General features: G+C 73.4%; 20 protein-coding genes. 7 read left to right on the top strand and 13 right to left on the bottom strand.

Annotation, left to right across the window (positions count from 1 at the left end):
* Positions 1 to 4: 4 nt before the first annotated feature.
* Positions 5 to 337, top strand: a complete 333-nt coding sequence (locus ACZ4VW_RS06410; protein WP_467959010.1) for a 5-carboxymethyl-2-hydroxymuconate Delta-isomerase — start codon at positions 5 to 7, stop codon at positions 335 to 337.
* Here ACZ4VW_RS06410 and ACZ4VW_RS06405 read toward each other — a convergent pair whose 3' ends face one another.
* Complete coding sequence (locus ACZ4VW_RS06405; RefSeq protein ID WP_467959008.1) at positions 338 to 1,051, bottom strand: TetR/AcrR family transcriptional regulator; 714 nt, start codon at positions 1,049 to 1,051, stop codon at positions 338 to 340.
* Positions 1,052 to 1,089: 38 nt separating this feature from the next.
* Between ACZ4VW_RS06405 and ACZ4VW_RS06400 the strand changes: the two genes are divergently transcribed.
* Positions 1,090 to 1,356: a hypothetical protein gene (locus ACZ4VW_RS06400; RefSeq protein ID WP_467959006.1), complete on the top strand. Its 267-nt coding sequence runs from the start codon at positions 1,090 to 1,092 to the stop codon at positions 1,354 to 1,356.
* Positions 1,357 to 1,392: 36 nt separating this feature from the next.
* Here the strand turns inward: ACZ4VW_RS06400 and ACZ4VW_RS06395 are convergent, their stop codons facing one another.
* The 4 genes from ACZ4VW_RS06395 to ACZ4VW_RS06380 form a co-directional block, all read right to left on the bottom strand.
* Complete coding sequence (locus ACZ4VW_RS06395) at positions 1,393 to 2,460, bottom strand: PDR/VanB family oxidoreductase (RefSeq protein WP_467959589.1); 1,068 nt, start codon at positions 2,458 to 2,460, stop codon at positions 1,393 to 1,395.
* On the bottom strand, positions 2,457 to 3,341 hold the full coding sequence (locus tag ACZ4VW_RS06390) for a metal-dependent hydrolase (protein WP_467959004.1): 885 nt from the start codon (positions 3,339 to 3,341) through the stop codon (positions 2,457 to 2,459). The genes ACZ4VW_RS06395 and ACZ4VW_RS06390 overlap by 4 nt, the downstream gene beginning before the upstream one ends.
* 83 nt (positions 3,342 to 3,424) lie before the next feature.
* Positions 3,425 to 5,374 (bottom strand): hypothetical protein, encoded by a 1,950-nt coding sequence (locus ACZ4VW_RS06385; RefSeq protein WP_467959587.1) that lies wholly within the window; start codon positions 5,372 to 5,374, stop codon positions 3,425 to 3,427.
* A gap of 104 nt (positions 5,375 to 5,478) precedes the next feature.
* Positions 5,479 to 6,279: a tyrosine-protein phosphatase gene (locus tag ACZ4VW_RS06380; protein WP_467959002.1), complete on the bottom strand. Its 801-nt coding sequence runs from the start codon at positions 6,277 to 6,279 to the stop codon at positions 5,479 to 5,481.
* 99 nt (positions 6,280 to 6,378) lie between these two features.
* Here ACZ4VW_RS06380 and ACZ4VW_RS06375 point away from each other — a divergent pair, with 99 nt between their 5' ends.
* A complete protein-coding gene (locus ACZ4VW_RS06375; RefSeq protein ID WP_467959000.1) occupies positions 6,379 to 6,822 on the top strand; it encodes a hypothetical protein in 444 nt (147 codons plus the stop codon).
* Positions 6,823 to 6,842: 20 nt separating this feature from the next.
* Here the strand turns inward: ACZ4VW_RS06375 and ACZ4VW_RS06370 are convergent, their stop codons facing one another.
* A complete protein-coding gene (locus ACZ4VW_RS06370) occupies positions 6,843 to 8,312 on the bottom strand; it encodes a DUF1996 domain-containing protein (RefSeq protein ID WP_467958998.1) in 1,470 nt (489 codons plus the stop codon).
* Positions 8,313 to 8,365: 53 nt separating this feature from the next.
* On the bottom strand, positions 8,366 to 9,361 hold the full coding sequence (locus ACZ4VW_RS06365; protein ID WP_467958996.1) for an SDR family oxidoreductase: 996 nt from the start codon (positions 9,359 to 9,361) through the stop codon (positions 8,366 to 8,368).
* A gap of 198 nt (positions 9,362 to 9,559) precedes the next feature.
* Here ACZ4VW_RS06365 and ACZ4VW_RS06360 point away from each other — a divergent pair, with 198 nt between their 5' ends.
* Both ACZ4VW_RS06360 and ACZ4VW_RS06355 read left to right on the top strand, forming a co-directional pair.
* On the top strand, positions 9,560 to 10,180 hold the full coding sequence (locus ACZ4VW_RS06360) for a hypothetical protein (RefSeq protein WP_467958994.1): 621 nt from the start codon (positions 9,560 to 9,562) through the stop codon (positions 10,178 to 10,180).
* Between the two features lie 45 nt (positions 10,181 to 10,225).
* Positions 10,226 to 11,686 carry a PepSY-associated TM helix domain-containing protein gene (locus ACZ4VW_RS06355; protein WP_467958992.1) on the top strand — a complete coding sequence of 487 codons (1,461 nt, stop codon included), beginning with the start codon at positions 10,226 to 10,228 and terminating at the stop codon, positions 11,684 to 11,686.
* Here the strand turns inward: ACZ4VW_RS06355 and ACZ4VW_RS06350 are convergent, their stop codons facing one another.
* The 5 genes from ACZ4VW_RS06350 to ACZ4VW_RS06330 all read right to left on the bottom strand — a co-directional run bounded on the left by ACZ4VW_RS06350 (position 11,687) and on the right by ACZ4VW_RS06330 (position 16,328).
* Complete coding sequence (locus tag ACZ4VW_RS06350; RefSeq protein ID WP_467958990.1) at positions 11,687 to 12,253, bottom strand: winged helix-turn-helix domain-containing protein; 567 nt, start codon at positions 12,251 to 12,253, stop codon at positions 11,687 to 11,689.
* Between the two features lie 100 nt (positions 12,254 to 12,353).
* Positions 12,354 to 12,476: a hypothetical protein gene (locus ACZ4VW_RS06345; RefSeq protein WP_467958988.1), complete on the bottom strand. Its 123-nt coding sequence runs from the start codon at positions 12,474 to 12,476 to the stop codon at positions 12,354 to 12,356.
* A gap of 109 nt (positions 12,477 to 12,585) precedes the next feature.
* Entirely contained in the window at positions 12,586 to 13,617 is a 1,032-nt protein-coding gene (glnII, locus tag ACZ4VW_RS06340; protein WP_467958986.1) for a glutamine synthetase, read from the bottom strand.
* A gap of 138 nt (positions 13,618 to 13,755) precedes the next feature.
* Positions 13,756 to 14,910: an ARPP-2 domain-containing protein gene (locus ACZ4VW_RS06335; RefSeq protein ID WP_467958984.1), complete on the bottom strand. Its 1,155-nt coding sequence runs from the start codon at positions 14,908 to 14,910 to the stop codon at positions 13,756 to 13,758.
* Complete coding sequence (locus ACZ4VW_RS06330) at positions 14,907 to 16,328, bottom strand: hypothetical protein (protein WP_467958982.1); 1,422 nt, start codon at positions 16,326 to 16,328, stop codon at positions 14,907 to 14,909. Before ACZ4VW_RS06330 ends, ACZ4VW_RS06335 begins: the two co-directional genes overlap by 4 nt.
* 206 nt (positions 16,329 to 16,534) lie before the next feature.
* Here ACZ4VW_RS06330 and ACZ4VW_RS06325 point away from each other — a divergent pair, with 206 nt between their 5' ends.
* Together ACZ4VW_RS06325 and ACZ4VW_RS06320 are read left to right on the top strand one after the other, a co-directional pair.
* Entirely contained in the window at positions 16,535 to 17,461 is a 927-nt protein-coding gene (locus ACZ4VW_RS06325) for a Gfo/Idh/MocA family protein (protein WP_467958980.1), read from the top strand.
* Positions 17,462 to 17,471: 10 nt separating this feature from the next.
* Positions 17,472 to 17,723 carry a DUF2283 domain-containing protein gene (locus tag ACZ4VW_RS06320; RefSeq protein ID WP_467958978.1) on the top strand — a complete coding sequence of 84 codons (252 nt, stop codon included), beginning with the start codon at positions 17,472 to 17,474 and terminating at the stop codon, positions 17,721 to 17,723.
* Here the strand turns inward: ACZ4VW_RS06320 and ACZ4VW_RS06315 are convergent.
* Positions 17,720 to 18,415 (bottom strand): hypothetical protein, encoded by a 696-nt coding sequence (locus ACZ4VW_RS06315; protein ID WP_467958976.1) that lies wholly within the window; start codon positions 18,413 to 18,415, stop codon positions 17,720 to 17,722. The two genes, ACZ4VW_RS06320 and ACZ4VW_RS06315, sit on opposite strands and share 4 nt — an antisense overlap.
* Positions 18,416 to 18,472 lie beyond the last annotated feature (57 nt).

Here is an 18,472-nt window from a genome sequence, read left to right as displayed (position 1 = left end):
CCCCATGCCGCAGATCACCGTGGACTACTCCGCGCCCCTCGACCGGCGCGGTTTCGCACGCGCCCTGCACCCGCTCGTGGTGGAGACGGTCGACACGCGGCTCGACGCCTGCAAGACCCGCTTCCGCGAGGTCGAGGAACTGGTCGTGGCGGACGGCTCCACGGACGACACCGTCGTCCACGTCGAGATCGCCCTCCTGCCCGGCCGCACGGAGGAGGTCAAGGCCCGGCTCACCGAGGCCGTGCTCGCGCTGCTCCCGCACCACCTCAAGGAGACGGAGAACGTGCGCCTCTCCGCCGAGGTGCGCGACCTCGACCCCTCCTACCGCAAGGTCTGACTACGGCAGCCGCTGGGCGGGCACGTGCGGTGCCAGGGCCATGAGCCGGCCCACGAGCTCGCCGAACGGCCCGTCGGCCGGCTCGTCGGCGAGGATCCGGATCAGGACGTCCGCCATCTCCTCGTCGTACGCCGCGCTCACCGCCGCCAGCGCCGCGAAGTCGTGCACCAGCTGCAACTCCAGCTCGGCACGCGGCACCCGGCGCCCGTCCAGCCAGATCAGCGCCGTGGACTCGGCGAGCGACACCCAGGAGCGGACGACCAGTTCGAGCCGGGCGGAAGGGCGCTCCACCTCCAGATGGGCCAGGATCTGCTCGTAGGCGGCCTGCCGCACCTCGTCGATCATCGCGTTGGTGGTGGAGGAACCCACCGCGGGCCCGCCCCGCATCAGCGCCGCGAAACCCGGCCCGTGATCGTCCACGAAGTCGAAGAACCGCCCCATCACCCGCAGCAGCCGCGCCCCCAGCGGACCGTGCGGCGGCTCGAGGAACCGGGCGGCCAACTCGTCCGCCGCCCGCCGCAGCGCCGCCTCGTACAGGCTCTGCTTGCCGGGGAAGTAGTGGTAGACCAGCGGCCGCGAGATCCCCGCGGCCGCGGCGATCTCGTCGATGGAGACCTCGTCGGGAGAGCGGTGGCTGAACAGCTCGAGAGCCACCCCGATCAGCTGCTGCTTGCGCTCCTCGACGCCCATCCTGCGGCGCACCCCGGTCGTCATGCGAACAGCCTAACCGTCGTCCGTTACGCTCCCAGGACATGAGCACCTCCGGTTTGAGCCCGAAGCAGGCCCGCCAACTGCGGATAGCGGTCGCGTCCGTCCTGCTGGTCGCCATGGCGGCGGTCCTGGTGATCCGACTGGCGAGCCGCACGTCCGTGCTGGTCGTCGGGGTGTACGGACTGGCCATGATCCTCTGCGGTGTCGTGATCGAGCTCTCCCGCAACGGCCGTACCCGGTTGGGCACCTGGCTCCTGGTGGGCGGACTCGCCGCCGCTCTCGCCTTCGACTGGCTGATCCTTCCCTGACCGGAGGCCGGGCCCCGCTCGGAGGCCGGGCCCCGCTCAGAGGTCGAGAACCAGCCGTTCTCCGGCGCAGCGTGAGACGCAGATCAGCATCGAGTCGCCGCGCTCCGCGTCCGTGAGCAGTTCGTCCCGGTGGTCGATCTCGCCCTCCAGGACGCGCTGTCGGCAGGTCCCGCAGAAGCCCTGCTCGCAGGAGTACAGCAGGCCCGGGACCTCGGCCCGGACCGCTGAGAGCAGCGACTGGCCGGCGGCCACCGGCACCGTACGGCCGGAGCGGCGCAGCTCGACCTCGAACGCCTCGCCGCCGGACGTCGCCGCCGGGGAGAAGCGTTCCAGGTGCGGGGCCCGGTCCTCGGGGAGCGCGGTGGTCACCGCGTCCATCAGCCCGTCCGGTCCGCAGCAGTAGACGGCGGTCTCGGCCGGGAGCTCCGCGAGGAAGCCGAGCTCGGGAAGGCCGGACTCGTCCTCCGCCACCACCGTCACACGGTCCCCGCCCAGCTTCTCGATCTCGTCGAGGTACGGCATGGTCGCGCGGCTGCGCCCGCAGTACAGCAGCCGCCAGTCGGCGCCGGCCGCCTCCGCCGCGCGCAGCATCGGCAGCACGGGGGTGATGCCGATGCCTCCCGCCACGAAGACGTACGCGGGGGAGTCGACGAGGGGGAAGCGGTTGCGCGGTCCGCGGATCTCGATCTCCGTGCCCACGCGCAGCTGTTCGTGGACCTCGCGGGAGCCGCCCCGGCCGCCCCGCGCCGGGTCGATCAGCCGGGTCGCGACCGTGTACGCGTCGGTGTCGGCCGGGTCCCCGCACAGCGAGTACGGGCGCACCAGGCCGGACGGCAGCACGAGGTCGACATGGGCGCCGGGCTGCCAGGCGGGCAGGCCGGTGCCTTCGAGCCGGAGCCGGACCACACCCTCGGCGGGCTCGGTGCGCTCGGTGACGAGGACCTTCCGAGTGACGGTCGAGAGCCGGCCGCGGCCCGAGACCGGCTCGTCGAGCGCGGGCATGGGCCACAGCGGGGCGGCCTCGATCCGGCGGCGCACGGCGCGCTTGGCGAGGACCGCGGCCCCGGCGATCAGGAGGACGGTACGCAGACGGGGCATGGTCAGCGGCCTCCGTTGGCGCCGGGGGAGGCGGCCAGGTAGGCGACGGCCTGCGCGGTGTTGCCCTCCTGGGAGGGGTGGTAGGAGCGGCTGAGATAGCGGGGGATCGCGCGCAACAGGTCGGGGGTGGACGGCAGTACGCCCTCCCGGCCCTTGCGGACGAGCTGGCCGACGGACGCCTTGCCGTCGATGAGCGTGGGGTCGTTCTCCATGAAGAAGCGGGTGCCGCGCTGCCAGAGGAAGACCATCGCGGTGAAGGCGGTGGCCCAGGTGCGGGCCCGGCGGCGGTAGCCGCCGTCGAGGTGCATGAACAGCTCGAAGGCGACGGAGCGGTGTTCGACCTCCTCGGCGCCGTGCCAGCGCAGCAGGTCGAGCATCGTGGGGTCGGCGCCCCGGCGGTCGAGTTCCTCGGCGTTGAGGACCCAGTTGCCGAGGAAGGCGGTGTAGTGCTCGATGGCGGCGATGAGCGCGACCCGTTCCATCAGCCACCAGCGGCGCGGCCGGCCGGGCGGCAGGGTCCGGTCGCCGAGCAGCTTCTCGAAGAACCAGTCGACCTGGGCGGTGTAGGGCGTCGGGTCGAGGCCGAGCTTCCTGAGGTGGGGCAGCACGTCGTCGTGGGCCTGGGAGTGGACGGCCTCCTGGCCGATGAAGCCGATGACGTCCTGACGCAGCCGGTCGTCGGTGATGAAGGGGAGCACCTGCTGGTAGACGTGCACGAACCAGCGTTCACCGGCCGGGAGCAGCAGGTGCAGCACGTTGATGGTGTGGGTGGTGAACGGGTCGCCGGGCACCCAGTGGAGCGGGGTCTTCTCCCAGTCGAAGGAGACCTTGCGGGCCTTGAGTTCGATGTGCTCCGACGCCACCGGTGCAGGCTGCGTATTAGACATGACGTCAATGTACTGAGGAGTAAGCAGTTGGCAACAGACTCGTGCACGGGGATTCTCAGCCTGCCGCGGAGGGTACGGCCGCGTCAGCGCAGCGCCCCCACACTCGTGCCGTTCTCCAGCGTGCCGTGGAGGTCCGCGCGGGCGCCGGGCTTCGCCTTCACCGCGAGCAGCCTGCCCTCCGCCTCCTCCTTCACCCCGCCCGTGGCGCGCAGCGACGTGATGCCCTCGCTGCCGGCGGCCAGGACGTACCACTGGCCGCTCTTCGCCCGCCAGAGCGCACCCGCCAGCGCCCGCGGCTCCCGCACCCCGCACGCCGGCGACTCCTCGACCTTCGCCACCACGGCCGTGGCCGCGCCCGCCGCCGGGACCTGGAACTGGGCGAGCACCCTGCTGCCCGTGCCCCGCCAGGTCTCGGCCCGCGTGCACAGCCAGGACGCCCGGCCCCCGTCCTCCGGCAGCCGCTGCGTGGCGAACGCCCAGGCGTTGACCGACCGCACCCCGTGCGAGCGGACCGCCGCCAGCTGGCAGGCCGTCCGGGCCCACGCCGCCCTGGCCGCCGCGCCCGTCCCGTCCACCGGCGCGGCGGCCGGTGACCCGAACGTCAGCCGGGCGGGGGCCAGTTCGCCCAGATCGGTCAGCAGCCGTACGTCCGTCGCGTCCCGCACCTGGAGCGTGGGCCAGGCCGCGCACCCCCGGGCCTGCGCCGGGCTGGGCATCGCGCGCGTCACCCCGTGCGCGTCCCGCTCCAGCGGCCGGGGCTCCTGCCCGGGCGCCAGCAGATCCCGTACCGCCGTCTCTCCCACCCAAGGGGCCGTCAGATAGCGGACGTCGGCCGTGGTGCGCGAGACCACGAGGGCCGCGGCGCCGACCACGTCGGCCCCGTCCGTCCGCGCGAAGTCCAGCGCCGCCCCTTCCCGCGCCGCGCCCCCGGCCGGCTCCGCGTACCGCACCGCCCGCAGTCCGTCGTGGAACAGCACCACCCGCGAGCCGTCGAGCTCCCCGGCGAACAGCAGCTGTGACGGTCCCATCGGCGGCCCCACCGGCGTCCCCGGCGTCGCCGAGGACCGCACCGAGGCACCGGGCCGCGCCCACACCGCGAGCGCCCGCCGCAGCAGCGCCCGGTCCTCCGTCAGACCGCCCCGCGCGGGCCACACCGAGAAGTCCGTACGCGCCGAACGCTGCCAGAACCCCGCCGGGACGCGCCTGAGTGTCCCCGGGTCGAGCGCCGCCTCGGCCGCCGGGTTGCGCGCGTACGAAGGCGCCGCCGCGCCGTTGCGCCCCCAGCCGTCCCCCGGCAGGCCGAGCAGCGTCCCGCACACCACCACGGCCGCCACCGCCGCGAGCGCGGCCTTGCCGTGCTGACGGCGGCGCATCAGATCCGTCGGCCGGGCCTGCAGCGAGCACGGGTCGAACTCGGGCGAGTCCAGCAGGGCGGCCGTGCCGATCCCCGCCTCCTCCTCCATCGCGTCCGCGTCCTCCAGGGCGGTTCTCGCCTCCGCCGCCGGCACCCCGGCCGCCGCCAGCACCCGCAGGACCTCCGGGTCGCCCTGGCGCTCCAGACCCCGCAGTACGTACACCGCGCGCGCCGGCCCGGACAGGGCGGAGAGCCGCTGGTCCAGGGCCAGTTCGTCGGCGCCGCCGGCGCGCGGGAACAGCCGCAGCCCCCACACCTGCGGAAGGACCGGCGGGAACTGCGCCCGCCGCGGCAGCGCCCGGCGCCTCAGCGGCAGCCCGGCGACGAGCGCCTGCCGCAGCACCTCGCCCCGTACGTACGCGTACCCGGGGTCGACGGCGTCCTCGGCGCGGCGCGCTCCGGGCACCCCGGCGCCGGTCGTCCGGCGGCGCGGCAGCGACCGCTGGACCAGCGCGTGCGCCGTCAGCACCCGGCGGTTGCGGCCCAGCGCGGGCGGCAGGACGAGATAGGCGATCCGGACCAGCCGCGGATAGTGCTCGACGAGCGCGGCCTCGGCCTGCTCGACATCGACCGGGCCGGGGGTGGAGGAGGCGAGTTCCTGGGTGCTCACGTTCAGCAGAACGAGCGAATCTTCCGATGGTCACCCCGGCCGGAGGGCGCCGGCGGGCGACGCCGGGGGCCGGATCGGCGGCCGGACCGCGGCCCGGCGCGCTTCAGGCGCCCTCAGGCGCTGTGCACGGTCAGTCGCTCCCGGATCACGTTCGTCACCTCGTCCGGGACGCCCAGGCCCTCCCGTACGTACTTCTCCATCGAGCCGTGCCGCACCGCCACCTCGTCGAGCGCCGCCTCCAGGTACTCCGGGACGACGCCGATCAGCGCCAGGGCCAGCTCGGGGTCGCCGCCCTGCGCCGTGAAGCCCTCGATCATCGGCGCGAAGGCCTGCCGGACGGCCGGGTTGACCGACAGGTACTCCGCCATGACCGTCTCCTCGTCCGCACCCAGCAGCGAGAGCACGATCGTCGTCGCCCAGCCGGTGCGGTCCTTGCCGGCGGTGCAGTGGTAGAGCAGCGGGCCGGCCTGCGGATCGCCCAGCTCACCGAGGAAGGCGCGGTAGGAGGCGCGCGCGGAGTCGGTGCCGACGAAGGCCCGGTAGGTCCGCAGGAAAGCCTGCTGCGCCCGGCCGCCGCCCAGATGCCTCTCGGCCAGTGCCGGGTTCGCCAGCAGCTTCTTCAGCATGGCGGCGGGCGGCAGGCCGCTGGCGGCCAGATGGTCGGCCAGCACGTCCGCGACGAGCAGCCGCCCGCCCGGCGGAAGGCGGTCGGGCCGGTCGGCGCGCTCGTTCTCGGTGCGGAAGTCGACGACCGTGCGGATGCCGAGCGCCGCCACCACGGGCTCGGCCGGGTCGAACCGGTCGAGCTGGGCGGAGCGGAAGACCCGGCCCGGGCGGACACCGCGCCCCTCGCCGAGGGGGAGGCCGCCGAGGTCGCGGAGGTTGGCGACGGTGGTCGAGGGGATCGCGGGCATGGCGTCGGCTCCTCCATATCGGCATCTATCGCCCAAACCGTAACCGATCGGATTCGCCTCCCCCCGGCGCGACCGGGCGGGCAGGATGGGCGGATGCTGATGCGTACGCGACGAACGGTGGCGGTGGCGGCGGTGGCCGCGGTGGGGCTCGGGATGCTGACCGGGTGCGCGTCGGCGCCCGAGGAGGCGACCGGCACCCTGGAACAGATCGCCACGAAGGCCGAGTGCGCCCCGGACGTCCAGACGGACGCGACCGAGCTGCGCCAGGCGAAGTGCGCGACGGACGACGGGAGGTACGTCCTGACGACCTTCACGACCGACCGCGGGCAGCGCGAATGGCTCAACCAGGCCAAGGACTACGGCGGTTCCTACCTCGTTGGGCGCCGGTGGACCGTCTCCGGCGACGCCGGGACCGTGGAGAAGGTACGCGAACGGCTCGGCGGTCAGATCGAGACCACCGAGCCGCACGCACCGCACGGGTCGCCTTCCGCCACCGCCTCGGCCTCCGCGTCGGGAGACGGACACGGACACGGGCACGAGTAAGGCGTTCCCCGCCGCTGCTCCTAGGAGCAGCGGCGTCCCTCGTTGATGCAGCTCACCACCCTTCGCATCTGCCGCTCGTCGAAGACGTTGATGAAGTCGCCGTGGTCGGTCACCGGTTTGTGCAGCTGCTCGGGGAACGAGTCGACGGCGAAACCGGGGCCGGGCGGAACGTCGTAGACGATCCGCTGCACGAGCTGCGGGATGGCCCGGAAGCCGTTGCCGCAGCGCCCGCTCGCCGGATCGGCGAAGGCCACGTGCGTCCGGTGGTTGGCGCTGTCGGTGTTCCGGCCGTCCCAGCAGCTCTGGAACCGGAACGTCCGCACCACCTTGCTGCCCTCGGGACAGATCGGGTACTTGTCCTTCAGTTGCCGGTCCTCGAAGCCGGTGCACGACCACGAGGCGTTGGCATTGGCGTCGCCGTTGGTGAACGCCTTGGCGTCGCCGGTGATGATCCGCAGGAACCGCGGCATCGCGGTGACCTTGGAGACCGGATTGCCGACGAAGTTCAGCGTGACCTGCGCGGGCGTCTGGATCTCGCCGACGTTCTGGTCCTTGCCGCCGCCGTCGGCCTGGGCGTCGTCCTCCGCCTGGCCGTTCTGGAGCCGCAGGACGGGCCAGTAGTAGGTGGACCGGTCGCCCTGGTTGCGGCAGGTGGTCCGGCCCCGGGCCAGGTCGTCGTCGCCGGCGAACGCGTCGTTGGCCTGGTTGCCGACGTAGTCGTGCATGTGGTGCGCGCCGTTGCTCACGCCCGGCGCGACGATGACGTTGTCCGGGTTGAACTTGCCGTTCTGGTTGCGTCCGCAGTCGGTGGCGAACGTGCCGCGCGAGGCGCCGGAGCGCTGCCGCGGGTTCTTCACGTTGGGCTGGACGGAGCGGATGTCGACGAAGTCGGAGGCCTCGGGCCCGTTCCCGGCCTGCCCCTCTTCCTCCGGATCCTCGTTCCCCTCCTCGTTCCCGTCGCCGTCGCCGTCGCCGTCCTCGTTCCCCTCGCCGTCCTCGTTCCCCTCGCCGTTCCCGTCGCCGGCTCCCCCGTCGTCGTCGGCGCGCAGGGTGCAGGGCGCGAGGTCCACCAGGTTCCGCGGAGCGTCCCCCTCACGGTCGATGAGGGCCACGATCCGCTGCAGGATGACCAGCCGCTCGTTCCGCAGCGGCGCGAGGATCTGCTGCTCGGCGAAGGCGGGATCGCTCTCCACCCGCTCCTTGTTGTCGGCGAAACGCTGGTACGCGACGGTGATCTGGCTGTCCAGCGTGGCGAGTTCGCGGTCCACCGCACCCCGCACGGCCTCCGGCACCTCGGTCAGCGACTCGGCGGCGTCGGGACAGTCGATCGTCGAGACCGCGTTCTGCCGGTCGGGCGGCGGATCGCCCCACCCCTCACCGGCAGAGGCATAGACATTGGCGGCGATCAGGCCGCCCCCGCCCAGGATCAGGGCGACGGAGGCGGCCACCGCTCGTTTCGCGCGTGTCGAACGTTTTCGTGTGCGTCGCATGGGACTTCATACGGACGACACGCCCCACGCGTTCAGCCGGGCCGGGACGGATCTCAGTCCGAGAGGAGCGCGGCCTCCCGTTCGGGGGAGAGACCGACCTGCGGCCGGTCCGGGCGCTGCGGCGCCGATCCGCCGATCGACTCCAGCCACGCCCAGGTGCCCCGCACCGTCTCGTCCACCGGGCGGCAGCGCAGCCCCGCCGCGAGCGCCTTGGAGACATCGGCGGTGTGCATCGCGTCGTACAGCTCGCCCGGCGGGATCCAGACCGGCAGGTCGGACCACGGCTCGACCCCCGCCGCGAGGAGCGTCTCGGGGTCCGTCCAGCGCAGCTCGGCGTCGGAGCCGGTCGCCCGCACACAGGCGTCGAGCAGCTCGCCCGTGGTGGTGTGCCCGGGCGGCGAGACCAGGTTGTACGGCCCCGAGAGGCCGGCCCCGGCCGCGTCGAGCGTCCACTCGGCCAGATCGCGCACGTCGATGTACTGCAACGGCAGCGTGCGCGGCCCCGGTGCCAGGACCGGGCCGCCCCGGGCGATCCGCCCCAGCCACCAGGGCAGCCGGCCCACGTTCTCGTACGGACCGATGATCAGTCCCGCGCGGACGAGGAGCGTCCGGTCGGCCCCGAACGCCCCGACGGCCGCCAGCTCGCCGCCCCGCTTGGCCTCCCCGTACGGCACGTCACCGGCGTCCGGCGAGCCCTCCACCAGTGGACCGTCCTCCGCCAGACCCGCCGCCGGCGGCCAGGCGTACACCGAGCGGCTCGACACGTAGACATACCGGTCCACCCGGTCAGCGAGCAGCCGGGCGGCGTCCCGCACCGCCGAGGGCGCCGCGGACCACGTGTCCACGACCACGTCCCACGCGGGCTTCTCCCCGGACGCGAGGGCGGCCAGCCCGTCAGGAGTCGTACGGTCGCCGAGCAGGGAGGAGGTCCCGGCCGGCGGCTCGTGCCGGCCACGGTGGAAGAGCGTCACGTCCCAGCCCCGGGCGAGTGCGGCCTCGGCCACGGCACGCCCCACGAATTCGGTCCCGCCCAAGATCAGAAGTCTCATGTCACGACTGTGCACGGCCGGACGGCTCCGCACCCAGCGGTTCCTCTACGGGAGAAACATGGAGGCGGTCTCCCGCGGTGGACGGCGGGATGCCACCATGTCCGCATCATGACCGACCCCTGCTCGCCGATACGCGCCGTGCGAGCCGCGCTCTTCGCGGCGGTATGCGTGACTTTGGCGGCCATGGGGCATTCGTTCATGTCTGCGCATGACCTCCCCGCCGGGTCGCTGTACGCGGCCTTCGCCGTCACCGGCGCGCTGGCCTGGCTGGCGGGCGGCCGCCAACACGGCGCGTACGCGCTCTCCGGCGGCCTGGCCGCCGTACAGGCCGCGCTGCACCTGCTCTTCTCGGCGGGCGGAACGCACGGCGGAGACACGCATCGCGCGACGCGGGCGGACCATGGGGCGACGGCGGACCTCGCGGGCATGGCGGACCACGCGGCCACGGCTCACGCGGGCATGGCGGACCACGTGGCCGTGGCGCGGACGGCCGTGGCGCAGACGGCGACGGGAACGGCAGACGGTCACACCTCCCTCGGGATGCTCGCCGCCCACCTCCTCGCCGCACTGATCTGCGGCCTCTGGCTGGCGCGAGGCGAGGCCGCGCTCTTCGCGCTCGCCCGGACGGTCGGGGCCCTCGCCTTCACCCCCCTCCGCCTGCTGCTCGGTGTCGTCCGCACACCCGAACTCCCGCAGCCCGTACGCCCGCTCCCGCGCACCCGCCGGCTGCACGGCGTCGTCCTCGCGCACACCCTCTCCCGGCGCGGGCCGCCCCGGCTGTCCGTACCCCGCGCCACAGCCCTCGGAGCACACGTCTGACCCGGGGGCCGATTCCCCCTGTCGACACCGACTCCTAGGACTGTCATGACCATTGACGATCCCGCGCGCCCGGACACGGACACCACGGAAGCGCCCCCCACCCCCGACGCGGCCACCACCCCCGACGCGGCCACCACCCCCGACGCGGCCGCCGCGAGCGGCGGCGGAAAGGGGACCTGGAGCGCCCTGCGCCCCCTCGTCCTGCGCCTGCACTTCTACGCGGGCGTCCTCATCGCCCCCTTCCTGCTCGTCGCCGCCGCCAGCGGCCTCCTCTACGCGCTCTCCTTCCAGGCCGAGAAGGTCCTGTACGCGCACGAACTCGAAGTCCCGGTCGGCGACACGGTCCTGCCCCTCTCGCAGCAGGTCCACGCCGCCACCAAGGTCAACCCCAACGGCACCGTCACCGCCGTCTGGCCCTCCGCCGAGGACGGTGCCACCACCCGCGTCCTCATGGCCGACCCCGACGTCGAGGAGGGCACGTCCCTCGCCGTCTTCGTCGACCCGTACACCGCGGAGATACGCGGACAACTGCCCAGCTACGGCGGCTCGGGCGCCCTCCCGCTGCGCACCTGGATCGACGAACTCCACCGCGATCTGCACCTCGGCGACCTCGGCCGCAACTACAGCGAACTGGCCGCCAGCTGGCTGTGGGTGATCGCCCTCGGCGGTCTGGCGCTCTGGATCGGCCGCAAGCGGAAGAACCGCCGCGCCCTCCTCGTCCCCGAGCGCGGCCCGAAGTCCCGCCGCCGCACCCTCTCCTGGCACGGCGCGGTCGGCCTGTGGGCCGTCACCGGACTGGTCCTGCTCTCCGCCACCGGCCTGACCTGGTCGCGGTACGCGGGCGAGAACATCGGCGCGGTCCAGGACCAGCTCGGCGGCGCCACCCCGACCGTCTCCGCCACCCTCGAAGGCGCGGCCGGCGGCTCCTCGGAGCACGAGGGCCACGGCGGCGGTCACCAGGCCCCGGCCGCCAAGGGTCCGGACGTCGGCATCGACCGGGTCGTCGAGGCGGCCCGCGCCCGGGGCGTCGAGGGCCGGACGTCCGTCGTCCTGCCCACCGAGGGCAAGGGTTACGTCGTCAAGGAGACCGACACCCAGTTCCCCGTCCACCTGGACTCCGTGGCGGTGAACCCGGCCGACGGCACGGTCATGGACGAACTGCGGTTCGCCGACTACCCGGTGCTCGCCCAGCTGACCCGCTTCGGCATCGACGCCCACACGGGTGTCTTCCTCGGCCTGTTCAACCAACTCGCCCTGGCGGCCCTCGCGCTCGCCCTCGTCCTGCTGATCCTCTGGGGCTACCGGATGTGGTGGCTGCGCCGACCCGGCCGGCCTGTCGCGCGCGGTGCCTGGCGAAAGGTCCCGCCGACGATGCTGCTGCCGCTCCTCGCGGCGACGGCCCTCGTGGGCTGGTTCGTCCCGATGCTGGGCCTCAGCCTGGTGGCGTTCCTGGTGGTCGACCTCGCCCTCGGCCTGGTGGCCCGGGCGAGGTCGGGAGCGGCCTGATCAGGGCGTGTACTTGTAGCCGACCCGCCGCACGGTCTGGATCGTGCGGCGGTGCTCGGCGCCCAGCTTGCGGCGCAGTCGGGCGACATGGACATCGACGGTCCGCCCGTCGCCCACGTGCCCGTACCCCCAGACCGTCGTGACCAACTGGTCGCGGGTGTGCACCCGGTGCGGGTGGGCGACGAGGTGGGCGAGCAGTTCGAACTCGAGGTACGTGAGATCCATCGGCCGCCCGTCCACCAGGGCGATCCGCCGTACGGTGTCGATGGAGACCGGCCCCCGTTCCTCGGGCCCGGGTTCCTCGGCCGGCACGTGCGGCGGCCGGCCCGGGTCCGGCAGGTGCGGCTGCTGGTCGGCGGGCAGCAGCACCAGGTACCCGACCATCGGCGGGCGTCCCGGCACTGTGGGCAGCGCGTGCGCGGGGGCGGGCAGCAGCGTGGCGCCGGGCGGCAGGAGGTCCGCGACACGGGCGAGGCCGACGACCTCGTCGGGGTCGACGGCACGGAGTCGGGCACGGTGGGGACGGACGGCGGTCAGGGACGCGGTGCCGGTCTGGGTGTGGGCCATGAAAGCTCAGCTCTTTCGCGCGGAGAAACGGACGGACGGGTGTCGTACGTCATGCGCGTCGGCCGAAGGCCGCTGAACCGGACGAGGGGCCGGTCGGGCGTTAGGGGGTCGACGCGTTCCTCACGCGCCGACAGCACCGGTCGAAGTCGTGGTGCTGCCGGGAAGGCCAGAACGGCTCGAGGTCGAGGCGACCCGTCGAGGTGTCGTTCTGCTTGATGGCCATATCCCTAGTGTACTACTCGGGAATGGAAAACAGTCCCGGTTGTTCGCGACAAATGAAGGGGGCGCCCACCGTGGCCGGTGGGCGCCCCCTTCTCGTAGAGCCTCGCGGATCAGACCTGGCCGGCCTTCTCCAGGGCCTCGCAGCAGGTGTCGACCAGCAGACGCGTCACCACGTAGGGGTCCACGTTCGCGTTCGGACGGCGGTCCTCGATGTAGCCCTTCTGGTCCTGCTCGACCTGCCACGGGATGCGGACCGAGGCGCCGCGGTCCGAGACGCCGTAGGAGTACTCGTCCCACGGGGCGGTCTCGTGCAGACCCGTCAGGCGGTCGTCGATGCCCGCGCCGTAGTTCTTGACGTGGTCGAGCGGCTTGGAGCCCTCGCCCAGGGACTCGCACGCGGTGATGATCGCGTCGTAGCCCTCGCGCATCGCCTTCGTGGAGAAGTTGGTGTGCGCGCCCGCGCCGTTCCAGTCGCCCTTCACCGGCTTCGGGTCCAGCGTCGCCGAGACCTTGAAGTCCTCGGCCGTGCGGTAGAGCAGCCAGCGCGCCACCCACAGCTGGTCCGCGACCTCGAGCGGCGCCAGCGGGCCGACCTGGAACTCCCACTGGCCGGGCATGACCTCGGCGTTGATGCCGGAGATGCCCAGGCCCGCCTTCAGGCAGTTCTCCAGGTGCGCCTCGACGACGTCACGGCCGAAGATCTCGTCGGCGCCGACACCGCAGTAGTAGCCGCCCTGCGGGGCCGGGAAGCCGCCGACCGGGAAGCCGAGCGGACGCTCGCCGTCGAAGAAGGTGTACTCCTGCTCGATGCCGAAGATCGGCTCCTGCGCGGCGTACTTCGCGTAGACCTCGGCCAGCGCGGCACGGGTGTTCGACTCGTGCGGCGTCATGTCCGTGTTCAGGACCTCGCACATCACCAGCAGGTTGTCACCGCCGCGGATCGGGTCCGGGCAGACGAAGACCGGCTTGAGGACACGGTCCGAGGCGTGGCCCTTGGCCTGGTTCGTGCTGGATCCGTCGAAGCCCCAGATCGGCAGCTCGTCGAGGGTCGCGCCCGTGCCCGGCAGTATCTTCGTCTTCGAGCGAAGCTTCGCGGTCGGCTCGGTGCCGTCGATCCAGATGTACTCAGCCTTGAAGGTCACGGGCCTCATCCTTTTGCGTGCTGCTGCGGGGAGCGTGCTGCGGCTCGCGACGCTGCGAGAGCTGCGGTGTCTGTGTCTGCGCGCAGCTTGGCAACACCGGATTTCCCGTCCGTTGCCCATATGTGAACCCCGTGTTACTCAGCGATCCTGTGTTTCCCGCAGCCGCTGTGCGATCACGTGGGCGTTCAGCAGCGAACCGAGGCCGGCGGCGGCCACGCGCCGCACGACCTCGGCGTACGTCGTCCCGAGCGCTTCCGCCGTCCGCCCCAGGTGCCAGTCGCAGTCCGCGAGACGGCGCAGCAGATGGCCCCGCCGGATCTGGTTCTCGGAGAGCCGGAAGGTCTTCAGGTAGAGCGTGCGCCCCTTGCGGTCGGAGATCAGCTCGCCGATGTGCTGCTCCTCACCCGTCCGTCGAAACGGTGGGAGGAAACGGTACAGATCATAGGAATCCATCCGATAGACCCGCTCGAAGGCGTACGAGGTCCCCAGCAGGTCCCGGGCCATCAGGCCGTCGTGCGCCGCCGCCCAGGCCCGCTCCTGCGCCCGGGCGGCCGCCCGCAGGTCCGCCGGCGTGCGGATCGAGCCGCCCTCGTCCCGGATGCGTGCCGTGAACTCCGGCACCGGAGCACCGTAGAAGGCGTACTGGTGCACCACCTCCCCGTACAGGTCCTCGACCAGCGTGGGGTGCAGCACGCGGTAGTCCTCCGGGTGCGGGACGACGAACGCCGCCGCCAGGGAGTCGGCGACGTACAGCAGCAGCCCGCACTGCCCCGGGTGGATCTCGAAGATCCGCAGCGCCTCCGCGAGCCCCGGCACACGCCACCCCGCGTACGCCGCCTCGGCGCGTGGCGACAGGCCCCGGCGTACCGCCTGCTGGGACCACTCGTCCCAGACGATGGACGGCCCGCCGAAGTGGAGCGCCAGATAGCCCTCCAGGGCCAGATGGAGCGGGAGGAAACGGAGCCTCTTCCCGCCCGACGGTGCGCCCTGCCGCCGCTTGGCGAGACGGTGATGCCGGCGTACGGGAACGGCGTGCGGGGCCTCGTCCCCGAGCCGGGTGCCGTACGCCGCCGCCTCGCGCTCGTCACCGGACCAGTCCGCGACGAAGCCGTGCGGGATGTACGAGGTGTACGTCGTTCGGTCCCCGAGATCGACCACACCGTCACCCCCGTACACCTCGCGGTGGAGCCGCAGCCCCTCCACCGGCTCGGGCCGGACCAGCGGGACCAGCCGGACACCGCCCCACACCTGGGCGGGCCGGACCTCCAGTCCGGCCAGATCGATCCCGCTCACCGAGACGCCCCCTTCAGGAACAGCTCCACGCGCCGGTCCAGATACGCCCGGAGCTCCGCGAGCCCGGTCCGCCCCTCGGCGAACTGGGCGATCTCCACCAGCGCGGCCAGGTCCTCCGCGTCCCTGATCCCGGCGGTCGGCACGCTCGGCGCGAGCCGGCGCACGTCGAAACCGTCGGCGTCGTATACGGGGTTCACATGGACGGCGCTGGTCCGCCGCTCCGGGTCGAGCCGGGTCCGCCAGACGCGCAGCACCTCGCCGGCGAGCCCCGGCGGCGCGTTGTCCCAGCCGTCCGAGACGATCACCAGCCGGTCGGGCCCGGGGCTGTCGGGGCCGCCGCCGCCCGGGCCCTCCAGGGCGTCGAGGATCCTCATGCCCAGCGGGGTCGGCCCCCACGGCCGTACGAGCAGCGGGTCACCGGCGCCGGAGGTCCAGTGCGCGGAGTACGTCCCCGGAGCCGCGAGCGCCCCGAGGAGGAAGTGGCAGCCCAGGGCCACCGCGAGCGGGCGGCGCCGCTTCACGGTCGAACCGGAGGCCGAGTAGCTGTCGTCGAGGACCGCCGCGACCCGGCCCCACGTCCCGGCGTACGGCCCCGCCACCCGGCGCGCGGCAGCCCGCAGCGCCGCCGTCAGCTCGGCGCGGCGCGCCACCCGCTCCCCGAGGGGGAGGGAGAGGACGTAGAGGGCGAGCCGGGTCAGCGGCATGACGGCCAGATCGGTCGCCCGTGCCGTACGCAACCGCTCCAGGCGCGTCATCCGGGGCGTGATCCGCTCCAGGAAGACCTCGCGCGGTATGCCGTGCCTCGCCGCGAACCCCTCGGCGACGGTGAACGGCAGCTCGTACAGCGCTCCCTGCTCGTGGTGCGCGCGGCGGTGGGCGTCGAGGAGCGCGTGCTCGTAGCGGACCCGGCGGCCGGGCGCGAAGAGGAAGTCCCCCGGTTCGGCGCCGGGCAGGGGGAGATGGGCGTGACGGGCGGCGGCCTTCAGTCCGGCGCGGTACTTGACGGCGTCGTGCCCGAGGTCGGGGCGGGCGGCGAGCCAGTCCCGGACGATCGCCCGCGTGCGGCGGTTGTTGACCTTGGCGGCGCGCAGGGAGCGGAACAGCCGGTAGACGCGCTGCGGGGGCAGCCGCGTGAGCCGCGCGGCGATCAGCCGCCCCTCCTGCTCCCCGGCCTCCCGGGGGGTGCGCAGCAGGTGCTCGATGATCAGGGCCGCGTTGTGGTCGTTGATGTCGAGGGCGAGCGCGGCGGCGTACACGGGGCGGTAGTTGACCCGGACGTACTCGTGGAGGAAGGCGAGGGACAGCCGCTGCTCCCCGGCGGAGGAGCGGAACTCCCGCTGCCCGGTGGCGGTGACGGCCGCGTTGACGAAGAGCAGGACGTCCTCGGCGGCGATCAGGTCGGAGAACGTCTCCTGCATGGGCCCCCTCCCAGTGGCATGGGCGCCGGCCGGGGAATGGGGGCGCGAACAGCGAAAACGTTGCTTCAGAGGCAGGTCCCGGAAGTCGCGCCGGAGTCCCGCGACCGGCGGACGAAACGTAGCACCGGGGGAGGGGCGGGGGTCCACCGATTTCCCCGCGCCCGGTGGGGGCCGCGATGGGGCGGCGCCCCCGGCAGACTGGGGGGATGACCACGTTCACCCGCCGCACACCCCGTATCGGACTTCTCGGCACCGGCCCCTGGGCCGCCCGCACCCACGCCCCCGCGCTCGCCGCGCACGCCGCGCGCGGCCGTGTCGAGTTCGTGGGGGTGTGGGGCCGGCGGGCCGAGGCGGCGGCCGAACTCGCCGGCGCCTCCGGAACGGCCGCCTACGACGACGTGGACGCCCTCTTCGCGGCGTGCGACGCCGTCGCCTTCGCCCTGCCGCCGGACGTCCAGGCCCCCCTCGCCGTCCGCGCGGCGGCCGCCGGCTGCCATCTGCTGCTGGACAAGCCCGTGGCCACGACGCCCGCGGCGGCCCGCGAGGTGGCGGAGGCGGCCGGGCGGGCCGGAGTCGCGTCCGTCGTCTTCTGCACGCTCCGGTTCGCGGAGCCGACCGCGCGGTGGATCGACGAACAGGCGGCGGCGGGCGGCTGGTTCCTGGGCGAGGCGCACTGGCTCGGCTCGCTCTACGCCGCCGGTTCGACGAGCGCGTACGCCGACTCGCCGTGGCGGCGCGACAAGGGCGGCCTCTGGGACGTGGGGCCGCACGTGCTCTCCGTGTACCTCCCGGTGCTCGGCGACGTCACCGAGGTGACGGCCGCACGGGGCCCGGCCGACACCCGGCACCTGGTCCTGCGGCACGCCTCGGGCGCGAGCAGCACGGCGACGCTGACCCTCTCCGCCCCGCCGGAGGCGGCGGAGGCCGCGCTCACGCTGTACGGCGAGCGCGGCCGGGCCGTGATGCCCGGGTGGGACGGGGCGTTGGAGGCGTTCGGCGGGGCGGTGGACGCGCTCGTCGAGTCGGCGCGGACGGGGGTTCCGCACGGGTGCGACGCCCGGTTCGGGGCGCGGCTCACGGAGATCCTGACCCGGGCGGAGGAGGCGGTGGGCCCGAGCGGGCCCACCGCCTGAGGGGCCGGCCGTGCGAGTCGAATACGACGCCGAGGCGGACAACGCGTACATCTACCTCGTCGACAGGATCGCCCCGGGCGAGGCCGTCCAACAGGTGATCGCCGGGGACGACGACATGACGGCGGTGCTCGACCTCGACTCCCAGGGGCGGCTCCTGGGCATCGAACTGTTCGGTGCCGGACGCCGTCTGCACCCCCGGCTCATGGAGATCGCCGAGCACATCGGACGGACCGGCCAGGCCCCTGGCGGGGACACGGCCTAGCCCACCCGCTCGATGCGGGCCTTGCGGATCAGGAACTTGCCCGGCTCACGGACCTGTTCGAAGGCCGCGTCGTTGAGCAGGACGCAGCTGCCGGAGGTGGACGTGACCTCGACGGTGGTCGATCGGGCGTTGTCGAGGTTGGTCACCTTGAGGCGCGTACCGAGCGGGAACTGGTTGCTCGACGCGGCCGGGGCGCCGCCCTCGCCGGAGAGCGTGACGGTGGAACCGGCGCAGACGACCTCCCCGGACCCGCCGCCACCGCCGGCACCATCGGGCTGCGCGGCCGGCGCGGAGGGAGCCGCCTCCTCCGCACCGCCCGCACCCACGCCCGCACCCGCGTCCCCGTCCGCGCCCGCGTCAGCTCCCGCACCTGCCCCGGCACCCGCGTCAGCTCCCGCACCCGCGTCCGCCCCCGCGCCTTCGTCGCCGCACCCCGACGCCGCCTGCTTGCGCCGGATCTCGGCGATCACCGCCTCCCGGTTGGCGATCCGCGCCTGCGACAGCGCGTCCGGTTGAGCGCGCTGGTCCGCGATGAACCGCTCGTTGTTCGCGAGCGCCGTGGCCAGGCCGTCGCAGGCCACGGACGCCTGGCTCGTACCGGTCAACACCACCGCCGTTCCCCCGGCGAGCACGAGGGCACCCGTCACCAGCGCGATCTTCTTCTTCCGGCTGAGCGTTTTCCTGCGTGACACGTGAGGCTCCGTTCGTTTCCTGTCGGTTCCTGTGGCGTCAGATACGAGGAGCGCGCC

The sequence above is a fragment of the Streptomyces sp. NPDC029139 genome (genome assembly GCF_055564335.1).
This window is presented reverse-complemented; position numbering and strand designations above follow the sequence as displayed.

Bases quoted from the DNA above. Each gene is read 5' to 3' on its own strand.
- ACZ4VW_RS06410 (WP_467959010.1), top strand. From the start codon at position 5: ATGCCGCAGATCACCGTGGACTACTCCGCGCCCCTCGACCGGCGCGGT.
- ACZ4VW_RS06405 (WP_467959008.1), bottom strand. From the start codon at position 1,051: ATGACGACCGGGGTGCGCCGCAGGATGGGCGTCGAGGAGCGCAAGCAG.
- ACZ4VW_RS06400 (WP_467959006.1), top strand. From the start codon at position 1,090: ATGAGCACCTCCGGTTTGAGCCCGAAGCAGGCCCGCCAACTGCGGATA.
- ACZ4VW_RS06390 (WP_467959004.1), bottom strand. From the start codon at position 3,341: ATGTCTAATACGCAGCCTGCACCGGTGGCGTCGGAGCACATCGAACTC.
- ACZ4VW_RS06380 (WP_467959002.1), bottom strand. From the start codon at position 6,279: ATGCCCGCGATCCCCTCGACCACCGTCGCCAACCTCCGCGACCTCGGC.
- ACZ4VW_RS06375 (WP_467959000.1), top strand. From the start codon at position 6,379: ATGCGTACGCGACGAACGGTGGCGGTGGCGGCGGTGGCCGCGGTGGGG.
- ACZ4VW_RS06370 (WP_467958998.1), bottom strand. From the start codon at position 8,312: ATGCGACGCACACGAAAACGTTCGACACGCGCGAAACGAGCGGTGGCC.
- ACZ4VW_RS06365 (WP_467958996.1), bottom strand. From the start codon at position 9,361: ATGAGACTTCTGATCTTGGGCGGGACCGAATTCGTGGGGCGTGCCGTG.
- ACZ4VW_RS06360 (WP_467958994.1), top strand. From the start codon at position 9,560: ATGTCTGCGCATGACCTCCCCGCCGGGTCGCTGTACGCGGCCTTCGCC.
- ACZ4VW_RS06355 (WP_467958992.1), top strand. From the start codon at position 10,226: ATGACCATTGACGATCCCGCGCGCCCGGACACGGACACCACGGAAGCG.
- ACZ4VW_RS06350 (WP_467958990.1), bottom strand. From the start codon at position 12,253: ATGGCCCACACCCAGACCGGCACCGCGTCCCTGACCGCCGTCCGTCCC.
- ACZ4VW_RS06345 (WP_467958988.1), bottom strand. From the start codon at position 12,476: ATGGCCATCAAGCAGAACGACACCTCGACGGGTCGCCTCGACCTCGAG.
- ACZ4VW_RS06330 (WP_467958982.1), bottom strand. From the start codon at position 16,328: ATGCAGGAGACGTTCTCCGACCTGATCGCCGCCGAGGACGTCCTGCTC.
- ACZ4VW_RS06325 (WP_467958980.1), top strand. From the start codon at position 16,535: ATGACCACGTTCACCCGCCGCACACCCCGTATCGGACTTCTCGGCACC.